This is a genomic window from Gemmobacter sp. 24YEA27 (assembly GCF_030052995.1).
In the GTDB taxonomy this organism is placed as follows: domain Bacteria; phylum Pseudomonadota; class Alphaproteobacteria; order Rhodobacterales; family Rhodobacteraceae; genus Pseudogemmobacter.
In genome coordinates, this window is record NZ_JASJPW010000001.1 from 3,111,398 (window position 1) to 3,134,568 (window position 23,171).

Annotated in this window: 19 protein-coding genes and 1 pseudogene; 6 read left to right on the forward strand and 14 right to left on the reverse strand. The window is 63.4% G+C overall.

Going from position 1 to position 23,171, the window contains the following annotated elements; translation table 11 throughout:
• Window positions 1-87: 87 nt before the first annotated feature.
• Window positions 88-3,528 (reverse strand): pyruvate carboxylase, encoded by a 3,441-nt coding sequence (locus QNO18_RS15465; RefSeq protein WP_283178390.1) that lies wholly within the window; start codon window positions 3,526-3,528, stop codon window positions 88-90.
• On the opposite strand from QNO18_RS15465, the gene QNO18_RS15470 reads away from it, so the two are divergent.
• Both QNO18_RS15470 and QNO18_RS15475 read left to right on the forward strand, forming a co-directional pair.
• Window positions 3,458-4,219, forward strand: a complete 762-nt coding sequence (locus tag QNO18_RS15470; protein WP_283178391.1) for a hypothetical protein — start codon at window positions 3,458-3,460, stop codon at window positions 4,217-4,219. The genes QNO18_RS15465 and QNO18_RS15470 overlap by 71 nt on opposite strands.
• Window positions 4,220-4,280: 61 nt before the next feature.
• Window positions 4,281-6,724, forward strand: a pseudogene (locus QNO18_RS15475) (UvrD-helicase domain-containing protein).
• 72 nt (window positions 6,725-6,796) lie between these two features.
• On the opposite strand, the gene QNO18_RS15480 reads toward QNO18_RS15475, so the two are convergent.
• Both QNO18_RS15480 and QNO18_RS15485 read right to left on the reverse strand, forming a co-directional pair.
• Window positions 6,797-7,939: a benzoate/H(+) symporter BenE family transporter gene (locus QNO18_RS15480; RefSeq protein WP_283178392.1), complete on the reverse strand. Its 1,143-nt coding sequence runs from the start codon at window positions 7,937-7,939 to the stop codon at window positions 6,797-6,799.
• 354 nt (window positions 7,940-8,293) lie between these two features.
• Window positions 8,294-9,901, reverse strand: a complete 1,608-nt coding sequence (locus tag QNO18_RS15485; protein WP_283178393.1) for a hypothetical protein — start codon at window positions 9,899-9,901, stop codon at window positions 8,294-8,296.
• Window positions 9,902-10,198: 297 nt separating this feature from the next.
• Between QNO18_RS15485 and QNO18_RS15490 the strand changes: the two genes are divergently transcribed.
• Window positions 10,199-11,278, forward strand: coding sequence for an FAD-binding oxidoreductase (locus tag QNO18_RS15490; RefSeq protein ID WP_283178394.1), 1,080 nt, complete (start codon window positions 10,199-10,201; stop codon window positions 11,276-11,278).
• 66 nt (window positions 11,279-11,344) lie between these two features.
• On the forward strand, window positions 11,345-12,154 hold the full coding sequence (locus QNO18_RS15495; protein ID WP_283178816.1) for a GH25 family lysozyme: 810 nt from the start codon (window positions 11,345-11,347) through the stop codon (window positions 12,152-12,154).
• A gap of 152 nt (window positions 12,155-12,306) precedes the next feature.
• Here the strand turns inward: QNO18_RS15495 and QNO18_RS15500 are convergent, their stop codons facing one another.
• From QNO18_RS15500 to QNO18_RS15520, 5 genes are all read right to left on the reverse strand, one after another.
• A complete protein-coding gene (locus tag QNO18_RS15500; RefSeq protein WP_283178395.1) occupies window positions 12,307-14,808 on the reverse strand; it encodes an FAD-dependent oxidoreductase in 2,502 nt (833 codons plus the stop codon).
• A gap of 45 nt (window positions 14,809-14,853) precedes the next feature.
• A complete protein-coding gene (locus tag QNO18_RS15505) occupies window positions 14,854-15,414 on the reverse strand; it encodes a hypothetical protein (RefSeq protein ID WP_283178396.1) in 561 nt (186 codons plus the stop codon).
• 129 nt (window positions 15,415-15,543) lie between these two features.
• Window positions 15,544-16,359, reverse strand: a complete 816-nt coding sequence (locus QNO18_RS15510; RefSeq protein ID WP_283178817.1) for a metal ABC transporter permease — start codon at window positions 16,357-16,359, stop codon at window positions 15,544-15,546.
• A complete protein-coding gene (locus tag QNO18_RS15515; RefSeq protein WP_198837059.1) occupies window positions 16,352-17,152 on the reverse strand; it encodes a metal ABC transporter ATP-binding protein in 801 nt (266 codons plus the stop codon). The genes QNO18_RS15510 and QNO18_RS15515 overlap by 8 nt, the downstream gene beginning before the upstream one ends.
• Complete coding sequence (locus tag QNO18_RS15520) at window positions 17,149-17,667, reverse strand: transcriptional repressor (RefSeq protein WP_283178397.1); 519 nt, start codon at window positions 17,665-17,667, stop codon at window positions 17,149-17,151. The genes QNO18_RS15515 and QNO18_RS15520 overlap by 4 nt, the downstream gene beginning before the upstream one ends.
• A gap of 69 nt (window positions 17,668-17,736) precedes the next feature.
• On the opposite strand from QNO18_RS15520, the gene QNO18_RS15525 reads away from it, so the two are divergent.
• The gene (locus tag QNO18_RS15525) at window positions 17,737-18,780 is read left to right on the forward strand and encodes a zinc ABC transporter substrate-binding protein (protein WP_283178398.1); all 1,044 of its coding nucleotides are present in this window, start codon (window positions 17,737-17,739) and stop codon (window positions 18,778-18,780) included.
• A 301-nt stretch (window positions 18,781-19,081) separates the two neighbouring features.
• Here QNO18_RS15525 and QNO18_RS15530 read toward each other — a convergent pair whose 3' ends face one another.
• Window positions 19,082-20,071, reverse strand: a complete 990-nt coding sequence (locus tag QNO18_RS15530) for an adenosine kinase (protein WP_283178399.1) — start codon at window positions 20,069-20,071, stop codon at window positions 19,082-19,084.
• Entirely contained in the window at window positions 20,068-20,709 is a 642-nt protein-coding gene (gene nth, locus QNO18_RS15535; RefSeq protein ID WP_283178400.1) for an endonuclease III, read from the reverse strand. Before nth ends, QNO18_RS15530 begins: the two co-directional genes overlap by 4 nt.
• 288 nt (window positions 20,710-20,997) lie before the next feature.
• Here nth and QNO18_RS15540 point away from each other — a divergent pair, with 288 nt between their 5' ends.
• Window positions 20,998-21,648, forward strand: a complete 651-nt coding sequence (locus QNO18_RS15540; RefSeq protein WP_283178401.1) for an OmpA family protein — start codon at window positions 20,998-21,000, stop codon at window positions 21,646-21,648.
• A gap of 90 nt (window positions 21,649-21,738) precedes the next feature.
• Here QNO18_RS15540 and QNO18_RS15545 read toward each other — a convergent pair whose 3' ends face one another.
• The 4 genes from QNO18_RS15545 to QNO18_RS15560 form a co-directional block, all read right to left on the reverse strand.
• Entirely contained in the window at window positions 21,739-21,996 is a 258-nt protein-coding gene (locus tag QNO18_RS15545; protein ID WP_283178402.1) for a hypothetical protein, read from the reverse strand.
• Between the two features lie 89 nt (window positions 21,997-22,085).
• Window positions 22,086-22,382: a hypothetical protein gene (locus QNO18_RS15550; RefSeq protein ID WP_283178403.1), complete on the reverse strand. Its 297-nt coding sequence runs from the start codon at window positions 22,380-22,382 to the stop codon at window positions 22,086-22,088.
• A complete protein-coding gene (locus QNO18_RS15555) occupies window positions 22,382-22,777 on the reverse strand; it encodes an AsmA-like C-terminal region-containing protein (protein WP_283178404.1) in 396 nt (131 codons plus the stop codon). Before QNO18_RS15555 ends, QNO18_RS15550 begins: the two co-directional genes overlap by 1 nt.
• Before the next feature lie 20 nt (window positions 22,778-22,797).
• Entirely contained in the window at window positions 22,798-23,055 is a 258-nt protein-coding gene (locus QNO18_RS15560) for a hypothetical protein (RefSeq protein WP_283178405.1), read from the reverse strand.
• Between the last annotated feature and the right edge of the window lie 116 nt (window positions 23,056-23,171).

Sequence of the window (23,171 nt, forward strand, 5' to 3'; positions counted from 1 at the left end):
TTTTCTTCCGCATGAGGAAAACACCCCCGGTCTTCCGTCTGAGAAAACGCATCGGGGGGCCGGCGCCCCCCCGCCAGATGACCAGGTTCACTCCAGCTCGATCAGCAGGTCCTTCGCTTCGATCTGCACACCGGGGCTGACATGGATCGCCTTCACCGTGGCCTCGCGGTCGGCATGAAGCCCGGTTTCCATCTTCATCGCCTCAATCGTCAGCAGGAGATCCCCTGCCCTGACCTTTTGCCCCAGACTCACCGCAACGCTCGCGACCGAGCCCGGCATCGGTGCACCGATATGGGCGGGGTTGCCATCGACTGCCTTGGGGCGCGCCGCTGTCTTCGCCTTCACCGCGCGGTTCGGCACCCGGATCGTACGGGGCTGGCCGTTCAGTTCGAAAAAGACCTTCACCTCGCCCGCGTCATCCACCTCGCCCAGCGTCAGGAAGCGGATCTCCAGCGTCTTGCCCGGGTCGATCTCGACCGCGATTTCTTCGCCAGGCTCCATCCCGTAGAAAAAAGCCCGCGTCGGCAGGGTGCGCACGGGGCCGTAAACCCGGTGGCGGTTCATGTAGTCGAGGAAAACCTTCGGATACATCAGATAGCCGTTCAGATCCTCGTCATCGATCTTCATGCCACCAAGCTCGGCCGAGACCTTCGCGCGGGTCTCTTCCAGATCCACGGGCGGCAGGAGCGCGCCGGGGCGTTCGGTCAAAGGTTTCTCGCCTTTCAGCACCTTTTTCAGGATGCCCTGCGGCCAGCCCTGATAGGGCTGCCCCAGATTGCCCCTGAGCATATCGACAACCGAATCGGGGAAGGCCACATCGGTGCCCGGATCCTCGACCTGGGTGCGGGTCAGACCCTGGGCCACCATCATCAGCGCCATGTCCCCGACCACCTTGGACGAGGGCGTCACCTTGACGATATCGCCGAACATCTGGTTCGCATCGGCATAGGATTGCGCAACCTCGGGCCAGCGGTCTTCCAGACCAAGCGAACGCGCCTGGGCCTTGAGATTGGTGAACTGGCCCCCGGGCATCTCATGCAGCCAGACCTCCGAGGCCGGCGCCGCCGTGCCCGATTCAAACGCGGCATATTGCGCCCGGACATGTTCCCAGTAATTCGACATCTCGCGCACGGCCCCGATATCAAGACCGGTGTCGCGCTCGGTGTGGCGCAGGGCCTCGACGATAGACCCAAGGCAGGGCTGCGAGGTGCCACCCGAAAACGCATCCATCGCCGCGTCAATCGCATCGACGCCCGCATCACAGGCCGCGAGCACCGTCGCCGCCGATGCGCCGGAGGTGTCATGGGTGTGGAAATGCACCGGCAGGCCGATCTCCTGCTTGAGCGTCTTGATCAGCACCCTGGCGGCCGCAGGCTTCAGCAGCCCCGCCATATCCTTCAGCCCCAGCACATGGGCGCCGGCGGCTTTCAACTCATTCGCGCGCCCGACATAGTATTTCAGATCATATTTCGACCGGTCCGGGTCAAGCATATCGCCGGTATAGCAGATCGTGCCCTCGCAGAGCTTGTTCGCCTCCAGCACCGCATCCATCGCGACGCGCATGTTTTCGACCCAGTTCAGGCTGTCGAACACGCGGAACACATCGACGCCGGTCTCGGCGGCCTGTTTCACGAAGGACTGGACGACATTATCCGGATAATTCGTGTAACCGACCCCGTTCGAGGCGCGCAGCAGCATCTGCGTCATCAGGTTCGGCATCGCGGCCCGCAGGTCGCGCAGCCGCTGCCAGGGGCATTCCTGCAGGAAGCGGTAAGCCACATCAAAGGTCGCCCCCCCCCAGCATTCAACCGAGAAGAGCTGCGGCAGATTGGCCGCATAGGCCGGGGCCGCCTTGATCATGTCGATCGAGCGCATCCGCGTCGCCAGGAGCGACTGATGTCCATCGCGCATCGTGGTGTCGGTCAGCAGCACCTGGGTCTGCGCCTTCATCCAGTCGGCGACGGCCTGCGGGCCCTTTTGTTCCAGAAGGTTGCGGGTGCCGTAGCTTGCCTGAACATCACGGACGACCGGCGCTTTCGGCGCCTTCGCCTCTGCCGGTTTGGCGCGACCATTGGTCTCGGGGTGACCATTGACCGAGATATCGGCGAGATAGGTCAGGATCTTGGTTGCCCGGTCCTGACGCATCTTGAAGCTGAAAAGGTCCGGCGTCGTGTCGATGAACTTCGTCGTATAGGAACTGTCGAGGAAGGTCGGGTGCTTGAGCAGATTGATGACGAATTCGATATTGGTCGCCAGACCGCGGATGCGGAATTCGCGCAGCGCCCGGTCCATCCGTGACAGCGCCTTTTCCGGCGTCTGGGCATGGGCGGTGACCTTCACCAGCAGACTGTCATAATAGCGCGTGATCACGCCGCCGGCATAAGCAGTGCCGCCATCAAGCCGGATGCCGTTGCCGGTGGCCGAGCGATAGGCCGTCAGGCGGCCATAATCCGGGATGAAATTGTTCAGCGGATCTTCGGTCGTCACCCGGCATTGCAGCGCGTGGCCGTTCAGCTTCACCTCGGCCTGGCTGGCCACCCCGGTCGCTTCGGGAAGCGATTTGCCTTCTTCGATGAGGATCTGGGCCTGAACGATGTCGATACCGGTGACTTCCTCGGTGACGGTATGTTCAACCTGGACGCGCGGGTTCACTTCGATGAAGTAGAATTCCTGGCTGTCCATATCCATCAGGAATTCGACCGTGCCGGCGCATTCGTAATTGACATGTTTGCAGATGCGGCGCGCCATTTCGCAGACCGCTTCGCGCTGTTCCTGGCTCAGATAGGGTGCCGGGGCGCGTTCGACCACCTTCTGGTTGCGGCGCTGCACGGTGCAGTCACGCTCCCACAGGTGCCAGACATTGCCTTGCTTATCGCCAAGGATCTGTACCTCGACATGGCGGGCGCGGAGAATCATTTTCTCCAGATAGCCTTCGCCATTGCCGAAAGCGGCCTCGGCCTCACGCCGGCCTTCCAGCACTTTGGCCTCAAGTTCGTCTTCCGAATTGATCGGCCGCATGCCGCGACCGCCGCCGCCCCAGGAGGCTTTCAGCATCAAAGGATAGCCGACCTCACCCGCCTGTTTGCGAATGAGCGCCATGTCGTCGCCCAGCACCTCGGTCGCCGGGATAACGGGCACGCCCGCCTCAACCGCGACCTTGCGGGCCGAGGCCTTGTCGCCAAGCGCGCGCATGGTTTCCGCGCGCGGCCCGATAAAGGTGATGCCAGCAGCATCGCAAGCCTCGACGAAATCGGGGTTTTCCGACAAAAGCCCATAGCCCGGATGGATCGCATCCGCACCCGAGAGCCGTGCGACCCGGATGATTTCCGGGATCGAGAGATAGGCGCCGACCGGGCTCATACCCTTGCCAATCAGATAGGCCTCATCTGCCTTGAACCGGTGCAGCGAGAGCTTGTCCTCTTCTGCATAGACGGCGACCGTCTTCTTCCCCATTTCATTGGCAGCACGCATCGCACGGATCGCGATTTCACCGCGATTGGCGATAAGGATTTTGCGAAATTCGGGCATGGCAGACCTCCCCCGGGACTGTTTCTTTGGGGCGCACTCTATGGGCGCTGCACTGCGGCGCAAGGCCGCAGCGCAGAAAACCTGCAAATTTTGCGAAATATGCAGGCACAGTTTGCAGTTGCAAATCTGTTACCATACGGACGTCGGTGGCCCGGCTGCGCGCCCCGCGGCGGAAATGCGCGGACTGTCAGAATCGTTCGTGAATATACCCCGCCAGATCCGGGCGCTTTGCGCGCAGCACTTCAAGGAAATCGCGCTTGCCCAGATGACAGGAGAAAAGAAGGATCTTTCGGCCAGCCTGCGCGACCAGCTGAAATTGCAGCTTTTTCACCTGATGCAGCGCGACCGGCCCGCCGGGACGCAATCACACCGGGGCGTCAGACCCAGGCTCGTCAGCCCGATCAGCAGCGAAAGCAGCGAGAAGAGCAGCGAAAAGCCGCTGAGAAACCGCAGTTGCATGCTGCCATCGGCAAGCCGCTTTGCACGGCTGCGGTCGCGCCAGATTTTCCAGATCAGAAACATCATTCCGAAGATGGCGGCGATCACAATCTGGCGAATGATCAATGCTGACATAGTCCCTGACATTTCCCCGCATCCGATCCGGACAGGCTTGCGGGTCCGGGCGGCGGATTTGTGGCATGATGCAGGCAACTGGCCCCTGCCTCGCAATTGCTTGCGCAAAAAGCGTTGATTTGCGGGGACCTCCGGAACATTCCTTGAACATCCGAAACACGCAGGCTAAATTTGACCTTATGGACCACTGGGATGATCACGAAGCCTTCGAGGCAGCAGCAGCCCCTGTCCCGCTTTCGCAGCGGGCACTCGCGGCACGTCCGAAACCTTATCTCGACGGGCTGAACCCGGCGCAGCTAGAGGCTGTGCTGACGCTGGACGGGCCGGTCCTGATGCTAGCGGGGGCCGGCACCGGCAAGACCAGGGCGCTGACGGCGCGAATCGTGCATCTCATGCGCGAGGGGCGTGCGCGCAGCAATGAGATCCTTGCGGTGACATTCACCAACAAAGCCGCGCGCGAGATGAAATCCCGCGTCGAGGTGATGAACCAATCCGAAAGCGGCATGCCCTGGATGGGCACCTTCCACTCGCTCAGCGTCAAGATCCTGCGCCGCCATGCGGAACTCGCGGGGCTGAAGCCGAGTTTCACCATTCTCGACACCGATGATCAGCTGCGCCTGCTGAAACAGCTGATCCAGGCCGCGAATATGGATGACAAGCGCTGGCCGCCCCGGATGCTGGCCGGTCTGATCGACACCTGGAAGAACCGCGCCTGGACCCCGGACAAAGTGCCCTCCTCGGAAGCCGGCGCCTATGACAATAAAGGCACCGAACTATACGCCCAGTATCAGGACCGGCTGCGCACCCTGAACGCCTGCGATTTCGGCGATCTGCTCTTGCATTGCGTGACGATCTTCCGCGCGCATCCCGATGTTCTGGCGCAGTATCAGCGCTGGTTTAAATATATCCTCGTCGATGAATATCAGGATACCAATGTCTGCCAGTATCTCTGGCTGCGCCTCCTGGCCCAGGGCCATCAGAATATCTGCTGTGTCGGCGATGACGATCAGTCGATCTATGGCTGGCGCGGGGCCGAGGTCGGCAATATCCTGAAATTCGAAAAGGATTTCCCCGGCGCCAAGGTGATCCGGCTGGAGCAGAATTACCGCTCCACCCCGCATATCCTGGCGGCGGCCTCGGCGGTGATCCGGGGCAATGCCAACCGGCTTGGCAAGACGCTCTGGACCGAAGCCGAAGAAGGCGAGAAGGTCCGCCTCACCGGCTATTGGGATGGCGAGGAAGAGGCGCGTGCGATCGGCGAAGAGATCGAGGCATTGGCCGGGGAACACGCGGACATCTCCCGGTCGGGCTGAATTCCCAGGCGATCCTGGTGCGGGCCTCGCATCAGATGCGCGCCTTCGAGGACCGCTTCCTGACCATCGGCCTGCCCTACCGCGTGATTGGCGGCCCGCGCTTTTACGAGCGCCAGGAGATCCGCGACGCGATGGCCTATTTCCGCCTCGCAGTCTCGCCCGAGGATGATCTCGCCTTTGAACGCGTGGTGAACCTGCCCAAACGCGGGCTTGGCGATAAGGCGACAGCATCCATCCGGGCCGAGGCGCGGCGGATCGGCATGAGCCAGCAGGAGGGCGCGCGCTCGCTGATCCAGGCGGGGGGCATCGGCGGCAAAGGTGCGGGGCAGCTGCGGCAATTCATTGAAGGCATCGACCGCTGGCATGAGGCGGTCCTGACCACGCGGCCCGATACCGCTGATCAGGTGATCGAGCCACTCCTGCCGGACACACCGCCCGAAAGCACTTCGGGCCATGTGCGGCTGGCTGAGATCATTCTGGAGGAATCCGGTTATATCTCGATGTGGCAGAATGCTGAGAAAGATAAGAACCCGGATGCCGAGGGGCGGCTGGAAAACCTCAAGGAACTGGTAAAGGCGCTGGAACAGTTCGACAGCCTTCAGGGCTTTTTGGAACATGTCGCGCTGGTGATGGAGAATGACAGCGAAGAGGCCGCCGAGAAGGTCTCGATCATGACGCTGCACGGGGCCAAGGGGCTGGAATTCCCGGCGGTCTTCCTGCCCGGATGGGAGGAAGGGCTGTTCCCCAGCCAGCGCAGCATGGACGAATCCGGTCAAAAAGGCATCGAGGAAGAACGCCGCCTCGCCTATGTCGGCATCACTCGGGCCGAAGAGCTGTGCTATATCTCTTTCGCCTCGAACCGCCGGGTCTACGGGCAATGGCAAAGCCAGTTGGCCTCGCGCTTTGTCGATGAACTGCCGGTCGCGGATGTGGATGTGCTGACGCCGCCCGGACTGATGGGCGGCGGCTATGGCGCGGCGGCGGGTGGCGGTTTTGGGGGCGGCGGCTTTGGTTCGGATGTCGAGGCCCGGGCGACCAAAGCCGATGTCTATAACTCGCCGGGCTGGCGCCGGCTGCAAAGTAATGCCGGCCCGCGCCCGGCCACGCCGCGCCGCCAGGTGACGATTGATCTGGAGGTTCTTGCCGGTTTTTCAGTGGGCGACAGGGTGTTCAATCAGAAATTCGGCTATGGCAGAATTCTCGATATGGAAGCCGATACATTTGAAGTCGAATTCGAGAAAGCCGGTGTGAAACATGTGAAAGCCGGCTTCGTGACTGCCGCCAGTGCGGATGATGAAGTCCCCTTCTGATCAGGCTTCCCATCATTGGCGCAGCCGGAATTTTCCAAAATTCCGGCCCGATTTCTTTGAAGAAATCGGCGCTCATCTCTGGCGGGCGGCGTGCAGTCTTTCGAGGCCGAAAATGGCAATGCCGGCCATAAGCCCCCAGAACGCCGCTCCGATCCCGAAAGCTGTCATGCCAGATGCACTTACTGCAAGGGTCAGCGTAGCCGAGAAACGCTGATCCGGGGCGGCGCAGGCGGTTGCCAATGCACCAGTCAAAGGACCGAGCAGTGCCAGCGCCACCAGCGTCACCATAACCGCGGCCGGCAGCGCTGTGAGCAGCATCAGGATCATCGGGCTGAACAGACCGAGGCAGATCCAGATCGCCGCATAGACGATCCCCACCTTCCAGCGCCGCGCCGGATCTGAATGCACATCCGGCCCCATACAGATCGCAGCCGTGATTGCGGCCATCGTCACACTATGGGCCCCGAACAGCCCGGCAAGCGCCGAGAGCCCGCCTGTCACCCCAAGCGCGGGCGAGACCGGCGGCTCGTATCCGGACGCCCGCATCGTCGCAAACCCAGGCAGGTTCTGTGAGGCCATATTCACCAGATAGAGCGGCACCGCGAGGCCGATCAGCACCCCGGGCGAGAATTCCGGGGCGACAAGAACAAGGCCCGGCAGGTGGAAGGTCAGATCCGGCCAGGCCGCCGCGCCGGTGATGACTGTCGCACCGAGCCCCGCGAGCAAGGCCGCCAGCACCGCCATCGGCGCATTGAAAAGCCGCACCAGCGCAAAGACCGCGACCATCGGCAGCACAAGACCCGGGCTCTCGCCCGCAACCCTTGCCCCTGCCATGGAAAATGGCAGCAGAACGCCGGCCAGCATCGCCCCCGCAATTCCGTCCGGGATCGCCCGGATCAACCGCCCCAGCGGCCCGATCACCCCGGTCAGCGCCACCAGCAGGCCAGAGACGATAAAAGCCCCTGCCGCCTCGGCCATAGTCACGCCGGCACTGGCCGCGATCAGCGCCGCCCCGGGCGTCGACCAGGCCAGCACCGCCGGCACCCGGTAGCGCCAGGACAGAAAGGCCGAACCCGCCGCCTTTGCAAGACAAAGCGCCAGGATCCAGCTGGTGGTCTGGGCAGGGCTCGCCCCCACCGCAGCCGCAGCCGAAAGCACGATTGCGATGCTGGATCCAAAGCCGATCAGCGCGGCGACAAGGGCTGCGGGAAACATCGCTCAGCCCCGCGCGGCGCAACGACACGCTGCAAGGATTAAAACCGGCGCGGACAGGGGCAGAGACAACACTTAGGGGCTCGCTTTCCGTTCAGGATCGGGTCGTTGTTAGCAATCGGCCCGCCTCGCAGCAAGCAGGCTCTCCGCCGGGCCCGTCAGCCGCCCCTGCAAGAACCAGGGCGATATAAGGCCAGAGGCTGATCAGGCGCAGCGGTTTCGCCGATAAGCACCATTGCATCCGGCAATGATCCCTGAATGTCAGAGGAGATTATGGCACCGGGCGATCACCTTGCCTGTCGTCCCGGCGCACAGCCTGCCAGGCCCCGACCAGGGACAGGTCCATCACCAGCTCCGTCACCCCACGCGCGCGCTCTGACATGCGCGCGGCGCCACCTCGTCAAAAAAGGTCCAGGTATTGGCGAAACCAGGCTGCGAGATGCCCAGCTCTGCCCGGCTCAGGTCATTGCGTGAAAAGACCGAATGGCTGTGCTTCACCCGCAAAAGCAGCTCCTCGAGGATCAGCCCCGCCACCGGATCGGCCGCCGCATAGCTCAGCGCCAGAGCATTAGTGTTGAGCAAAAGGTCCGTACCGCCAAGGCTGTAGCGATCCATTCCGCGAAAGCCATTCTTTGTTTGCGCCTCGGAGCCGGGATAGACCGCATTGGTCTCAAGCCCCTCAATAGCGCGCTCGCCCTCATAGATCTTCATCATATTGGCGTAGAAATAGCCGATGCCGCCGATCAGGCGCTGCGCCTCGTTCCGGCCATGATCGAGGAAGGTCTGCAGGCTCGAGATCAGCCAGCGCGTACTGAGTTCCGCCGCGAGGTTCTTCCCCTCCTCACGCCAGATGCGGTGGAAGAGATCACGGGCCTTGTCGGTCAGCTGGGTGTCGCGGCGCAGGTACGAGATCGTCAGTCCCAGCGTCCAGGCCAGTTCGCTGCGACCACGAAAGTGATAACGCAGAATATCGGCCTGGTCGCGTATATCGCTGCGGCCGACCTGGGGCATTTCGGCGTCAGCGGGCATCTCTACTGCGCCAAGTGCGGCAAGGTCAGTCTCGGGGCCCGGCAGAATATCAGCGACCTGCTCCGGGGCACCCACCCGCTCCGCCGCCCGGCGGGCAAGGGCGGAAAGCCCTGGCACATCCGGCGGCGGCGCGGGCGGCCAGACAGGATCCCCTCCCCCGGGCGCCCCGGCGCGATCCGCCGCAAGCAGCCGCTCTTTATAAACCGGCAGGAGTTTGGAATTGTCGGCAAAACGGTTGAGCCGTTCCAGCCGCGCCAGCGTTGCGGCGGGCAGTGACAGGTTTTGCACCATCGCCGAACAGTCAAACCCCTGTGGCAGCGCCTGGAACCCGGCATAGGATAAAAGCCGTGTCACCCCATGGTCCGGCGCGCGGCGATACTCTTCAATGAACACTGTCCCGGGAAAGGTCTCTTCCAGTTTTGCCGTCAGATCTTCCCAGCGGAAATCCCTGACCGCTGCCGAGAAATCCTCAAAGCGCGAGAATTTGGCCTGATAGCGCAGATGCTGAGCATAGCAGCTGCGCAGCCATTCCGTTTCGTCGCGGCAAAAAAAGACGAAAACCGGCCGGTGGCGCGCAAAAATCCGCGACATGATGCGGATGTTTTTCACCAGTGTCGGATAGACCTGCGTGGTATTGGTGCGGCCGAACAGATCGCCGGCGAAATCCTCTTGCGAAAGGATGGTGACCGGGCTTTGGCTTTTGCCGGTCTCATGGTTAAGCCGGGTCAGAAGCCCCTTGGCCGCATCGAAATCTTTGGCGGCCAGTGCCTTACCGGCCTGCGATGGCAGCGGCCCGGCAAGGGTCGAGACCCCGGCTGACAGCAAAAGCGCGGTATTCTGCCACAGCATATTCTGGATCGCCGTGGATCCGGTCTTATGCGGGCCAAGATGATCAATCAGCGAAGATTGCGCGGGAAGGACAGACGGAACTGGCACGATACTCACAACTGGAGCGGAACTGGTTATAGGGGGCACAAAAGACAAAAAAAGGCAGACAGGACCGACACTGGCGGGAAACAACCGCCCTTGCCGGCAATTCAGGTCTTCAAAACACAGATCTTCTGCGAATCGCAAAAGATTAACAAAAGATTAACCCACCCCGCTGAAAACAGTGACTCCTCTTTGCAGACCTGGTTAATTGCCACCCGTCCTGCGCCACAGCCCGCGCTACTCCTGACCACTTGCGAGGCTCGTGAAACAATGGCTTATCCGGTCAGGACGAGGAGGAAGCGCATGGACCAGGATTTCATCATCATCGGCGGCGGGATCGCGGGGATCTCGCTGGCTGCCAGGCTGGCCCCGGCCGGGCGGGTGCTGCTTCTTGAGGCCGAGGATCAACTGGCGCATCACGCCTCGGGCCGCTCGGCCGCGCTTTATGAGCCGAATTACGGCCCGCCAGCCGTGGTGGCGCTGTCGAAAGCCTCGGAGCCGCATTTCCGCGCAACGGCGGATATTTTAACCCCGCGCGGTCTTCTGATGGTCGCAGGCGCCGGCGAGGAAGATGCGTTCAAAGCCGAAGCGCATGATATGGAGATGACGCAGGTCACGCCGGATGAGGCGAGAGCGATGGTGCCGATCCTGAGGCCAGACCGCATCACGCTTGCGGCGCATTCCAACTCCGCAGAGGATATCGACACCGACCTGCTCTTGCAGAATTTCGCCCGTGAGGCCAGGGCGGCGGGGGCTCAGATCCGGGTCAAAGCGCGGGTGACCGGGATCCGGCGCGAGGGCAGCGGCTGGCATGTCACTTGGCAGGGCGGCGAGGCGCGGGCACAGGTGCTGATCAATGCCGCCGGTGCCTGGGTCGATGAGGTCGCGGCCCTGGCGGGAATCGCGCCGCTTGGGTTCAGGCCGCTGCGCCGTTCCATGGCGCGGATCCCGGCGCCTCTGGGGGTGGATGTGACCCGCTGGCCGATGGTCTTCGGCCCGGAAGAGATCTGGTACATGAAGCCCGATGCCGGCGCACTGATCGTCTCGCCGGCCGAAGAAGACCCGGTTGATGCGCCGCATGACGCCTGGGCCGATGATATGGTGCTGGCCGAGGGCCTTGCGCGCTACGAGGATTGCGTGACCGAACCGGTGACGCGGCTCCTCGCAAGCTGGGCGGGGCTGCGGACCTTTTCGCCCGACCGTCAGCCCGTGATCGGCTTTGCCCCAAAGCAGGCGGGGTTCTTCTGGCTGGCGGGCCAGGGCGGCTATGGTTTCCAGACCTGCCCGGCGGCGAGCCAGCTCGCGGCCGCGCTGATCCTTGGGCAAAGACCGGATCTTGCGCCCGACCTGGTCGCCGCGCTCGCCCCCGCACGCTTTGCGTAAGAAAGGCCCGCCCAACGGTAAAATGACCCCGTGACAGCCCGGCCCGGATCGGCGACGATCCGCGCCATGACCCGTATCCTGATCGCACTCGCCCTGAGCCTGACCCTCGCCGCCTGTGGTGGCACCGGGTCGAAAGACCGACCCGCCGCGCGGCCCTCCGCCCCAATCGCGTCAAACGTCGTGACCGCGCCGAATTTCGGTGATGCAAAGCCGGTCACCGGCTGGGGCGGCAAGCCCCCTCAGGGCTATGCCGTGCATGGGATAGACGTCGCGCGCTACCAGACTGAGGTCGACTGGGCGACCGCCCGCGCCAATGGCGTCAATTTCGCCTTCATCAAGGCAACCGAAGGCGGCGACCGGGTCGATCCGATGTTCGAAGAGCACTGGCGCGGTGCCGGTCGCGCCGGTGTGCGGCGTGGCGCCTATCACTTCTTCTACCACTGCCGTTCGGCAGAGGAGCAGGCCCGCTGGTTCATCCGCCATGTGCCGAAAGTGGCAGGCGGTTTGCCCCCGGTCCTCGATATGGAATGGACCCCCTTCTCGCCGACCTGCACCATCCGCCGCGATCCTTCGGTGATCCGCGAGGATGCCCGCATCTTCATCGATATCCTGACCCGGCATTACGGGCAGAAACCGATCCTCTATACCTCGATCGACTTTTTCGAAGACAATCAGATGTGGAAGGTGACCGGGGCCGATTTCTGGCTGCGTGCGGTCGCGAAACACCCGCAGGACCTGTATGCCGGACATCACTGGCTGTTCTGGCAATATACCTCGACAGGATTGATCCCCGGTATCAAGGGTGAGGTCGACATCAATGTCTATGAGGGCAATGCCTCGCAGTGGAACGCCTGGCTGGCCGCGCGCGCGCCGTAACGTGGGGCAAGGCGGGGGCCAGCCCCCGCACCCCCGGATATTTGAGGACAGATGAAAAGGCCGCCCTTTGCAAAGAGGGCGGCGCTTTTGTTTTCATCTGTCTGAAAATATCCCGGGGCCCGGGGCAGAGCCCCGGACACCAGTCCAAATGCTCAGCCGTCGACGCGGATGCGGAGATTGGCCGGGTCATGCGGGCTGTCTTCAACCACAACCGCATCCCATTCTTTCAACAGCATTTTCACCTTCAGCTTCGTGCCGACCTCGGCCAGATCCGGGCGGACATAACCCATGCCGATCTGCTTGCCGAAGACCACCGACCAGCCGCCCGAGGTCAGGCGCCCGATTTTCTCGCCATTCAGAAGCAGCGCCTCCTTGCCCCATGGATCAGTGTCCGCCGGCCCGTCGATCAGTACGGTCACGCATTTCGCACGGATGCCTGTCTCGAGCATCGCCTGTTTGCCGCGGAACTCTTTCGACAGATCGACAAAGCGCGGCAGATCCGCCTCGAGCGGCGTGGCGTCGCGGCCAAGCTCGGTCCCGAAAGCGCGGTAGCTCTTTTCCTGGCGCAGCCAGTTTTGCGCGCGGGCGCCGACCGGGGTCAGGCCGTGTTTTTTGCCTGCCTCAAGCAGCAAATCCCAGAGATAGCGGCCGAATTCGATCGGGTAATGCAGTTCCCAGCCCAGCTCGCCGGTATAGGCGACCCGGATCGCGCGGACCGGGCACATGCCGAGCTCGATATCGCGGCAGGAGAGCCAGGGGAAGCGCTTGTTCGAAAGCACAGTTTCCGGGTTTGCGTCTTTGACGATCTCATTAAGGATAGCGCGCGACGTCGGGCCAGCCAGTGCGAAGACACCCCATTGCGTGGTGATGTCATGGATGTCGATATTGCCGCCACCACCTGCGATGAAGTCTTCCGCTGCTTTATGCAGGAAATCAGCGTCATAGGCGGTCCAGGCCCCGGCCGAGATCAGATAATATTCATCCTCGGCCAGCCGCACGATGGTATATTCGGTGCGGGTGGTGCCGGCCTCGGTCAGCGCATAGGTCAGATTGATGCGACCAACTTTCGGCAGTTTGTTGCAGGTAAAATGGTCGAGGAAGGCGGTCGCGCCCGGGCCCCGCACGAGATGCTTGGTGAAGGCCGAGGCATCGATGATGCCGCAGGTTTCGCGCACGGATCTCGCTTCGCGTTCAGCGAATTCCCACCAGGCGCCGCGACGGAAGCTGCGGGAATTGTGATCGAAATCAGCGGGTGCATCGACCGGGCCATAATAGTTCGGGCGTTCCCAGCCATTGACCTGACCCATCTGCGCGCCAAGCGCGAGCTGGCGGTCATAGGCCGGCGCGGTGCGCAGCGGGCGCGCCGCTTCGCGCTCCTCATCCGGGTGGTGAAGGATGAAGACATGCTCATAGCATTCCTCATTCTTCTTCACCGCATATTCGGTGGTCATCCAGGAGCCGTAGCGCTTGGGATCAAGCGACGCCATGTCGATCTCGGCCTCGCCCTGCACCATCATCTGGGCGAGGTAATAGCCGGTGCCGCCAGCGGCGGTGATGCCAAAGCTGAACCCTTCCGCCAGCCACATATTGCGCAGGCCCGGCGCCGGGCCGACCAGCGGGTTGCCATCGGGCGTATAGCAGATCGGGCCGTTGAAATCATCTTTCAGACCAACGACTTCCGACGAGGGCAACCGGTGGATCATCGACATATATTCTTCCTCGATCCGCTCCAGATCGAGCGGGAAGAGGTCGGCGCGGAAGCTGTCCGGCACGCCGTAGGGGAAGCGTGCGGGTGCGCCGCGCTCATAGGGGCCAAGGATCCAGCCGCCGCGTTCTTCGCGGACATACCATTTCGCATCGGCATCGCGCAGCACCGGGTGCTCGGGGTTGCCGGCGGCGCGGTAAGCGACCAGCGCCGGGTCGGGCTCGGTCACGATGAACTGATGTTCGACCGGGATCGCGGGGATCTTGATGCCGAGCAGTTTCGCGGTGCGCTGCGAATGGTTGCCGGTCGCGGTCACGACATGTTCAGCATGGATCTCGAACTTCTCTTCGGTTGGCACCAAGTTGCCACCGACATCGGCCATACGGGTGACCGAAACGATCCATTCCGAACCCGTCCAGCGATAGCCGTCGACCTGGATCTTGCGCTCAATCGTCACGCCCAGCTGGCGCGCGCCCTTGGCCATGGCCTGGGTCACATCGGCGGGGTTGATATAGCCGTCCTGCGGGTGGAAGAGCGCGCCGATCAGATCATCGGTTCGCAGGAGCGGCCAGCGCTCTTTCATCTGCGAAGGCGTCAGGAATTCGTGATAAACGCCCGCGGTCTCAGCGACCGAGGAATAGAGCATATATTCGTCCATCCGGGCGTCGGTCTGCGCCATACGCAGGTTGCCACAGATCGAGAACCCGGCATTGAGGCCGGTTTCAGCCTCGAGCCCCTTATAGAAATCGACCGAATATTTATGGATATGGGTGGTGGCATAGCCCATGTTGAACAAAGGCAGCAGGCCGGCGGCGTGCCAGGTCGAGCCGGAGGTCAGCTCGTCACGTTCGACCAGCATCGTCTCCCAGCCCGCCTTTTGCAGGTGATAGGCAATCGAAGTGCCAACGGCACCGCCGCCAACGACGAGGGCTTTGACATGGGTTTTCATCTGGGCTTCTCCGGCGGGATGATCGTGGCGGAATATCGTGGATCATTACTGCCAGAGCGGCAGAAGACAGGGCTGCACCGCACGACCCATAGCGTCAAAAAGCGACATCAGCGCAGTTCGCGGGACTGCGGGCCGTCCCTTGTGGGGGCCTGGTGCAGGCCGTGCGTGTCCGTGGAGCGCGCCCGGAGGCGGCGCGATGACATAGGCACCCCCGGTCGGTGATTGATCCGCCGGCCCTGAAGGGATCATTCTCTCCGACGCCCCGCCGGACCGTGTCGCGGCATCTTTCATCAAGGCCTGGCGGCGCGTGTCCAGCCCATTGACGGAAAGCGCCTTGCCATCCGACCCTGATACATTCCGGCGGGTCCAGGCCTTCGGTGCCTCGGGGAACATATCGGCCAGTGCGGTCACGCCCCTGCCGGGCAGATGCGACATGACGGCGCTGCCAGCGTGCGCGGCCCAGGTAAGGACATATTGGTCAAAGGTGACCTGATCACGCCCCTCCTCCAGATTGGCCTGATTGGTCTTCTGAAAGCTGACCCACAGCCAAGCGGTCAGGGCCACCGCCGGCAGCATGATGCCGACCCGTAAATTCCCTGAACGCATTCCACACCTGCAGAACCGTCGGGCACCATGCCGTCCGGCCCAGGGGGGACTTCAGAAATCGGACAGGTCTCGGGCAATGGCCCGGCAGTTTTCAGCCAGATGCCGCGCTTTCCAGCAAGCCTGCCGGTCTCAGCCCTGCCGGGATGCGGGCCTGATCCGGGCCAGAAGTCCCGGGACTATCCCCGCCAGCGCGAAGAGCCCCGCCGCCGCGACGATGACGGAAGGCCCCGCCGGCGTGTCCTGCCAGAGCGAGAGCTGCAGCCCCAGAAAGACCGAGACCATACCGAACCCAACCGCCAGCACCGCCATCGCCTCGGGTCCGCGCGCCAGCCAGCGCGCGCTTGCCGCCGGGATGATCAGCATGGCCGCAATCAAAAGCGCGCCCACCAGCTTCAGCGCCACCGCAACCACCACCGCCAGCGCCACGACCAGCACCAGCCGTTCCCGCGCGGGGTTAAGGCCCGAAGCATGGGCGAGATCCTCGCTCAGCGTCGTGGTCAGAAGCGCCTGCCAGCGCCAGGCGATCAGCGCCGCCACAAGCCCCGCGCCGATCCATATCCAGGCCAGGTCGCCAGAGCCAACCACGAGGATATCGCCGAAAAGCCAGGAGGACAGATCGCTGCGCACGGTCGGGAAATAGCTGACCGCCACCAGGCCAAAGGCCAGCGCGGAATGCGACAGCACACCCAGCACCGTATCCATCGCCCAGCCCCTGACCGCCAGCGCCGCCACCGTCACCGCCATGGCAAGCGCCACGACCAGGGTGCCAAGGCTCACCGGCAGATCTGTCGCCAGTGCCAGCGCCACGCCAAGGATCGCGGCATGTGCGGTCGCATCGCCGAAATAGGCCATGCGCCGCCAGATGACGAAACAGCCAAGCGGGCCGGTCGCAAGCGAAAGCCCTGCCCCCGCAAGCGTCGCGCGGGTTACCAGATCGTCAAACATGCGGGGCGTTTCCGTGATGGTGGTGATGATCATGCGGATGGTCGTGATCATGGCCGCAGTGATGATCCTGCGGCCCGTTATGATCATGATCGTGTTCATGGCGATAGAGCGCCAGTGCCCCATGGGTGCCCATGCCGAAAAGCGCGCGATATTCCGGCGCGGTCGAGACCACCTGCGGCGTGCCCTGGCAACAGATATGACCGTTGAGGCAGATCACCCGGTCGCTCGCCGCCATGACAACATGCAGATCATGGCTGACCATCAGGACGGCAGCACCGGTCCCGGCCCGCACCTCCTCGATCAGCCGGTAAAAAGCCGCCTCGCCCGGCTGGTCAAGGCCCTGGGTCGGTTCATCGAGAATGAGGAGCTGCGGGTTGGACAGCAGCGCCCGCGCCAGCAGTGCCCGCTGCATCTGCCCGCCCGACAGCGCGGCCATCTGCAAGCCCCCCTTGCCGTCCAGCCCGACCTGGGCCAGCGCGGCTGCGGCGCGCGCATCGGTCACACGCGCGGGCAGCGACAGAAAGCGCCGCAGGCTCAGCGGCATCGTCCGCTCGATCACCAGCCGCTGCGGCACATAGCCGATCCGGAGCCCAGGCGCGCGGGTGATACTGCCCTTGCTCAGCGGCAGAATGCCAAGAAGCGCGCGCAGGAGCGTCGATTTCCCCGAACCGTTCGGGCCAAGAATGGTGACGATCTCGCCAGGCTCGACGCCAAGCGAAATGTCATGCAGCACCTCATCGCCGCCAAAACGGATGCAGATACCGGTCGCGCTGAGCAGACTGCCCGCACTCACGCCGCCTGCTCCTGACAGCTGGGGCAAAGGCCGAGCGCCTCGACGGTCGAGCGTTCAACGCGAAAGCCAAGAAGGCCGGCCGCAGAGTCCAGCGCCTCGCGCACCGTCGCTGCCGGGGCCTCGGCCACCGTGTTGCAGAGGCGGCAAATCAGGAAAGCGGGCGCATGGGCCTCCCCGGGATGCATACAGGCGGTAAATGCGTTCAGACGCCGCACCCGATGAGCAAGCCCTTGTTCAACAAGGAATTCCAGCGCCCGGTACGCCACCGGCGGCTGATTGCCATAGCCCTCGGCCGCGAGACGCTTGAGCACATCATAGGCCCCCATGGCGCGATGTTCCTCAAGCAGGATCTCCAGAACCCGCCGCCGCACCGGCGTCAGCCGCGCACCACTGAGGGCAACCAGCCCATCGGCGCGTTCCAGCACATCCTGGGCGCAATGGGCATGATCATGGCGGGCAAAGGCCGCAGCCGGCTCCTGGCAGGCCGGACAATCTGATGCGTGATCATGCGCCATATTGGCCCCTTGACGTGTTATGGTATTACATACATAGATCATGCGCCTCTCAAGCGGAAGACCTGTCTCATGCGTTATATCATATCGAACACCCTTTCCAGCGCCGCCATCCTGCTTGGCAGCGCCGCTCTCCTTCCTGCGGCCTTTGCCACCGCCGCCTTTGCCGAAGTGCCGAAAGTGGTGACCGATATCCCGCCGGTCCATGCGCTGGTCGCAGCGGTGATGGGGGATCTCGGCCAGCCCGATCTTCTGCTGGAACCCGGCGCGTCTGAACATCATTTCCAGCTCCGCCCCTCCCAGGCGCGCGCGCTCTCGGCGGCGGATCTGGTGGTGCTGATCGGGCCGGAGCTGACGCCCTGGATTGAACAGCCGCTCGCGCTGCGGCCGTCCGGCGCGGCGGTGCTCGGCCTCCTCGCGGCAAAGGGCACGCATCTGCAGGACTATGGCACAGACGGCGATGCAGAGGGGCATGATCACGACCACGGCCACGATCATGAGCACAGCCATGAAGACGGACATGACCATGGCGAGGCCGCGGACGACGGTCACGACCATGGCCATGATCACTCCCATGAGGGAACCGACCCGCATGCCTGGCTCGATCCCGCAAATGGCCGGCTCTGGCTCGGGGTGATCGCGGCAGAACTGGGCCGGCTGGATCCGGAGAACGCAGTCGCCTATCAGGCCAATGCCGCCGCTGCCGCAGAGAAAATCACTGCCGCCGATACCGAGGCGCAGGCGCTGCTCGCCCCGGTCAAAGACCAGCCTTTCGTAAGCTTTCACGACGCCTGGGGCTATTTCACCGCGCATTACGGGCTCAGCTCTGCCGGCGCAATTTCGCCGGGGGATGCCAGCACGCCAGGCGCGAAACATCTCACCGAACTGCGCGCGAAAGTCGCCGCCGGAGCGGTGGTCTGCCTTTTCCCCGAGGCCGGACAGGACCCGGTCCTGGCGGAACGGGTGGCTGAAAACACCGGTGTCCGGATCGGCGCCGCGCTTGACCCCGTGGGGACCGCGATGGACCCGGGGCCGGACCTTTATACGCTGCTGCTGACATCGACCGCCCGGCAACTCGCCGAATGCCTGTCGGCAGGCCCCGTCGCGCAACCCTGATCAGCGGTTCTGAATCTGGCGCTTGCCCCCTGGTGCAGCTTTCGCAATGTCAGCCTTACCCACTGACGGACCCGTAGCGACATTGCGGCCGGGGCTGCACAGGAGCGCTTAACGGGGTATCGGGCTGATCATCCACGGCGGCATCACAGATCAGCTGATCGCGACGAAAGATGCGCCGCAACCAGGATGACCCACGCAGCAACCGCATCGGTCACCCGCCGGAACCGGACCGCTCCAATAGGCGGCGGCCCGCTCTCACTGCAACAAACCGGGCGCAAGGATGCGCCCGGTATTCCTGTGATCAGCCGGTCACCAGACCTGCGGCGCGGAACAGCCCCAGCACATCCGCCTCGGGGCGTGCGCCGAAATGGCCGATCACCTCGGCTGCGGCGACGCAGCCCATCCGGCCTGACACTTCGAGCGAGGCTCCGGTCGCGAGACCATAAAGGAAGCCCGCCGCGAACTGATCCCCTGCCCCGGTCGCGTCAACCGGCACCACGCGGGTGACCGGCACCACCACCTGCTCATCGCCCCGGATCAGGATCACTTCGGAGCCAGAGCGCGTGCAGACCACCAGCCCGGCATCCTGCGCCGCCTGTTCCAGCGCCGATGACAGATCGGTCTCGTAAAGCGAGGCCCATTCATGTTCATTGCCGATGACGTAATCGAGGTCTTTCACAAGCTTGCGGAAACTGTCGCGATGACGGTCGACGCAGAATGGGTCCGAAAGCGCGATCCCCGCCTTGCCGCCGCCCTGACGGGTGAGCTTTGCGGCGCGTTCAAAGGCCGCCTTGCCCTTGTCTTTGTCGTAAAGATAGCCCTCGAGGAACAGGATCCCGGCGCCACCGGCGACCGAATCCGACACATCTTCCGGCCCCAGTTCGGACGAGACCCCGAGATAGGTGTTCATCGAACGCTCGCCATCGGGCGAGACGAAGATCATCGAACGCGAGGTCGGAAGCTCTGCGCCCGGCACCGGCGGGTTCACGAAATCGGTACCCTCATCCGCCATGCTTTGCGCGTAGAAGCGACCAAGGCCATCATCGCTGACCCGCCCGATAAAGCCCGTCGAAAGGCCAAGGCTGCCGAGACCCGCGATGGTATTCGCGACCGAGCCGCCCGGCGCCTCGCGACGGTTGTCCATCGCATCATAGAGAAACTCGCCCCGCTCGCGCTCGACCAGCTGCATGATGCCCTTTTCGATGCCGGTGCGCGTCAGAAAGCTGTCATCTGCGGTGGAGAGTACATCCACGATGGCATTTCCGATGCCTACGACCTGGTATTTCTTCATGTCTTCTCCTCGAAAAGGCACCAGTCTCTGATGGGGCAGATGCCGCATTTGGGGTTTCGCGCGACGCAGATATACCGCCCGTGCAGGATCAGCCAGTGATGCGCGTGTTGCTGGAATTCGGCGGGGACATTGTCTTCGATGGCGCGCTCGACGGCGGTCTCGTCGCGGCCCGGACAGATGCCGCTGCGGTTGCCGATGCGGAAAATATGGGTGTCGACGGCCTGGGCCGGAATGCGGAACCACATATTCAGCACGACATTGGCGGTCTTCCGGCCGACCCCGGGCAACGTCACCAGCGCCGCGCGCGAGGACGGCACTTCGCCGCCATATTCATCGATCAGGCGCTGGCTGAGTTTGATGACGTTTTTCGCCTTGTTGCGATAAAGGCCAATGGTCCTGATATGGTCGATCAGGCGCTCTTCGCCAAGCGCGAGCATCTTTTCCGGCGTATCGGCGATCTGGAACAGCTCGCGCGTCGCGCGATTCACGCCCTTGTCGGTGGCCTGGGCAGACAACGCCACCGCCACCAGCAGCGTGAAGGCGTTGGTGTGATCAAGCTCGCCCTTCGGCTCGGCTTCGGTTTCCCGAAAGCGGGTGAAGACGGCGTGCATCGCATTATAATCGAGCTGGCGTATCATGGCAGGGCTTTGCCATGGCGGGAGGGCGGGAAACAAGCGTTTTGCGCCGTTTGCAGCGGGAATAGCCTCTGGCCAATGACGGATGCCTCCGGCGAGGGCGCCTTGATCAGGGGAAACAATCGATCACGACTGCTGTTCAGAAAGCCACAGCACATGGACCGATCGGCACAGAGCCGCGCATGGGACAGGTCAGCGTCACCCCACTGTCACCTATCCCGTCAAGGTGATATAGGATAAGGCAAGCCCGGCCTTTTGCGGGCCACACCTCTGTCAGACAAGAGCAGCACTATGACCAGGATTTCTATTCTTCTTGCATCGGTTTGCGCCATCGGCCTGTCGGGCTGCGTTGATCCGAATGCCTATCCGGACAATCCCAATGCCCGCTCGCAACAGGGCGCGATCATGGGCGGTCTGGTCGGCGCGGCTGCGGGCGCCAGCTCGGGCGGCAAGGGCAGCCTTGGCAAGGCGGCCGTGGGCGGCGTGATCGGCGCAATCGCGGGCGGCGCCATCGGGGCGACGCTGGATCAGCAGGCGGCCGAGCTGCGCTCGCAGATGTCGCCGGGCGTCAATGTCACCAATCATGGCGATTACCTGCTGGTGAACATGCCGCAGGATCTGCTGTTCGCAACCGACAGCGCCACGCTTTCGGGCTCGCTGCAAGGCGATCTGCGCGCCGTCGCGCAAAGCCTGACGCGCTATCCGAACAGCCAGGTCCAGATCATCGGCCATACCGATTCGACCGGGGCTGCAGCCTATAACCTCGACCTGTCGCAGCGCCGCGCCAACTCGGTTGCGACCGTTCTGCGCAACAATGGCGTGCCGGCGGGCCGGATCTCGGCAATTGGCCGGGGCGAAGATGTGCCGGTGGCCTCGAACCAGACCGCCGATGGTCGTGCAAAGAACCGCCGCGTCGAAATCTATATCCGCCCGACCAACTGAGCCGGCGGAAAGAATGCAGAAGGGCCGGGATTACCCGGCCCTTTTTTTTCGGGTGTCCTGAAGGTTTTTCCCGCTCTGCTATCTGCCGGATCAGCCCGGGATGTTTGCGACCGGCGTGTTCTGGCTGAAGAGACTGACCCAGCCCCCGTACTGCCGGCGCCAGAGCGAACTGACATAGTAAGCCTCATCGCGCGTTGCGCCCGTGCGGCGAAAATCGGCGCGACAGGCCAGGAGCGCGAGCGGCGTAGCTTCTTCCAGTCCCGGTGCAACGGTGCCGGGAGGCACCTTGCCAGACGCATCCGAGTCACGCGGGTTCAGGTCATGCAGACCGATACGGCCCAGGCGCATCACGCGCCGCCCCATCTGCTGTGACATCTCCCGTGACCAGCGCCTGCCAGACCCCTGTCTCGGCCGCTGTCGTCAGCTCGGCGAGCAGATCAGTTGCCACCAAGGATCCCTTCCAGAAGCCGCCCCGCCTCCTGTGACACCGCCTCGCGGGCGCGACGTTTGGCGGCCTCCTGCAGGCTTTCCTCTGCGGCGGCCTCGATCCCAAGCTCGGATTTCAGCTTTGCCTCCAGCTCGGCTTTCGCCCGCGCTTCTGCCTCTTTCGCCTCGGCCTTCAGCCGTTCCTCGGCGGCCTTTGCCTCGGCCTCCATCTTTTCACGGGCGATGGCCTCGAGATCCAGGCGGTAAGTGGGATCGGCCCAGGAACCGGTGATCCGCAAGGGCACCATTACGCCGCCGGTGCCCTCACCGTCTCCCGGGAAGGCGGTCGGGCGCAGCCGCATGTCGAGATCGCGGTCCCCCAGCCCGATGCGCCCGCGCCGCTTGCGGTCAGGTAGGGGGCGACGAGGCTCAGGTCGCTGGTGGTGAGGTTGCCGTCCAGAATGGTGAATGTGCCGGCGATCCCGTCGAAAATCGTCTTCTGCCCCTCGCCAACATAAGAGGTGTCGAGACGGCGCAGCATACCCGCGATGTCGAGACCCCGAACTTCCCCCTTGCCCAGTGTCAGGCTGCCATCACCTTTCAGGCTGCGCATGATCTCGTCGATGGAATTGCCGACGCCGAGGAATTTCAGATTGAGGCTCGCCTTGGTAATCATCCGGTCCCAGCCGGCAAGGTCCTGCATCAAAGGCGCTACATCGAGACCTACAAGCGAAAGATTGCCCCGACCGACAGACCGCCCCGCCCGTTGACGACGAATTCCCCGCTGACGGCGCCGCCATAGGCGGCAAGCTGGCGCAGATCGAACACCGCGCGCGCGCGGTCAATGGTCAGCATAAACCTGGTTTCGCCGAATTTCACCACGCCCAGATCAACCGAATTGGCGGCAAGGCTGATATTGGCGTCGACGAGACCAAGCGCCGAGACGTCGATATGATCCCTGGGCCAGCCCGGCGCCTTCATGCCCCCGGCTGCGCCGCCGCCGGGTGCGGTTCTGTCACCGCCGCCCGAGAGGCCAGCGAACTCAAGCGCATCTGCGCGCAGATTGCCCGAAATTTTCGGACGCGCCTCGCCCTGGC